Source organism: Actinocrinis puniceicyclus (genome assembly GCF_018283645.1).
Classification (GTDB): domain Bacteria; phylum Actinomycetota; class Actinomycetes; order Streptomycetales; family Catenulisporaceae; genus Actinocrinis; species Actinocrinis puniceicyclus.
In genome coordinates this window covers 1-1,559 of record NZ_JAGSXH010000307.1, presented here as the reverse complement: position 1 = coordinate 1,559, position 1,559 = coordinate 1, and the positions used below count along the sequence as shown (strand labels likewise).

Annotated in this window: 2 protein-coding genes; both read right to left on the bottom strand. The window is 71.4% G+C overall.

The window, feature by feature from the left end; translation table 11 throughout:
- Positions 1 to 159: 159 nt before the first annotated feature.
- Positions 160 to 657 (bottom strand): helix-turn-helix domain-containing protein, encoded by a 498-nt coding sequence (locus KGA66_RS28960; RefSeq protein WP_211472780.1) that lies wholly within the window; start codon positions 655 to 657, stop codon positions 160 to 162.
- Between the two features lie 203 nt (positions 658 to 860).
- Positions 861 to 1,559, bottom strand: a 699-nt coding sequence (locus KGA66_RS28955; protein ID WP_498066747.1) for a helix-hairpin-helix domain-containing protein, incomplete at its 5' end; no start/stop codon positions are given.

Genomic DNA, 1,559 nt, shown 5'->3' with positions numbered 1-1,559 from the left:
ACCCGCCCCTGTCGATTCTCCCTAAACCGTACGTAGGGTTTAGAAAGAGCAGAAAGCGCTGGTCCAGGAGGCCCAGCAGCAGCGGGCGCGGACCGTGGGTGCCCGGGAACACGGCCCGAATGGATGATCCGTTGCGGTGCGCCCAGACGGGTGGCGGTGTCAGCGCTCGGTGGAGCGCAAAACGGCCGTCCACGCCGCATCGACAACCTGCGGCGTCGTGCCGTAGGCGAGGGCGGCGCGTTGGACGAACCCGTCCTCGCCTTCGTGAGACTCGGCCCACCCCCGCGGCAGCTGTCCGAGCCGCTCGACGCGCAGCAGCGACCAGCGGGAGAATCCGAACGACCCGGCCGCCTGGTTCGCGGTCAACCCCGCCCAGTGCCGCAAGTCCGCCAACCGGGCACGCTCGCCGGCTACCCCGGACAGCGCCGCCGGTGTCGTACCAAGCGCCATAGCCAACACCCGCAGCCGGGCGGGTTCCGGAACGCTGGTTCCATTTTCGTAGCCGATCAAAGTCTGGCGTGTGGCACCGGCCCACCCTGCCGCGCGCAGCCTACGGACCAGTTCGTCGAGCGACCAGCCCGCTTCGTTGCCCGCCCGCAGACGGGCGGCCCGCAGCGCCGAGCCGTCGAACCACACCATGCCGCGCGCCACCCGCACCACCCGTCAGCGTCCCTGCGTCGCCATGTGGTCCCCGACTGCAGGCGGCGCCGTCCAAGATAAGTAATTTTCCATTCGGGCAGACATAAACACTGCATGTGTCCGCGCCAACCCCGCCGCCGCATGCTCGTCGTGGCCTTCACCGTCTGATCACTCTCAGCCAGCGCATCGTCCGGCGGGCGGCGAATTGGAGCAGCCGGAGCTCAGCGGAAGCTGCGGCTGCGATCTGTTGCCGCGACCGTCAACCGTGTCAGGCGGCCGGCGAGCACGTTGATCGATCCGTCCTCGCTTTCCATCGTCCCGTAGATGATCAGGGCTCCGGCTTCCTTGACGCGGCGCGGCTGCGCGGCCCAGATCTTCGCCGGAACGATGACGTTCATCAGCCCGCTGTGGTCCTCCAAGCCGAGGAAGCAAACGCCGTGGGCGGTCGGCGGGCGTTGGCGGTGGGTGACCAGGCCCGCGATCCGCACCGGGTGTCCGTTGCGCAGGGCGGGCAGGTCGGCAGCGGCAGTCACCCCGGCGGCAGCCAGTCGTTCGCGCACCAGCAGCATGGGGTGGGTCGCGGCGTGCTGGCCGGCCCACAGCTCGCCGAGGGTGCGCTCCTCGGCCGTCAGGCCCGGCAGCGGCGGCGCGGCGGTGCCCGGGACGGTGCCGGGCAGGTGGCCGCGGCGGCTGCCCGCGGCGGCGCCGACCGCCCACAGGGTCTCGCGGCGCCCCAGCCCGAAGCAATCCATCGCCCCCGCGGTGGCCAGGGCCTCGAGCACGGCCAACGGCAGTTCGGTGCGCCGGGCGAAGTCCTCGATGTCCTTGAACGGCCCGTCGGCGTCGCGCTCGGCGACGATTCGCTCGGCGGCGTCGGTGCCGAGAGCGCGCACGCCGGACAACCCAAGGCGGACCGGGGC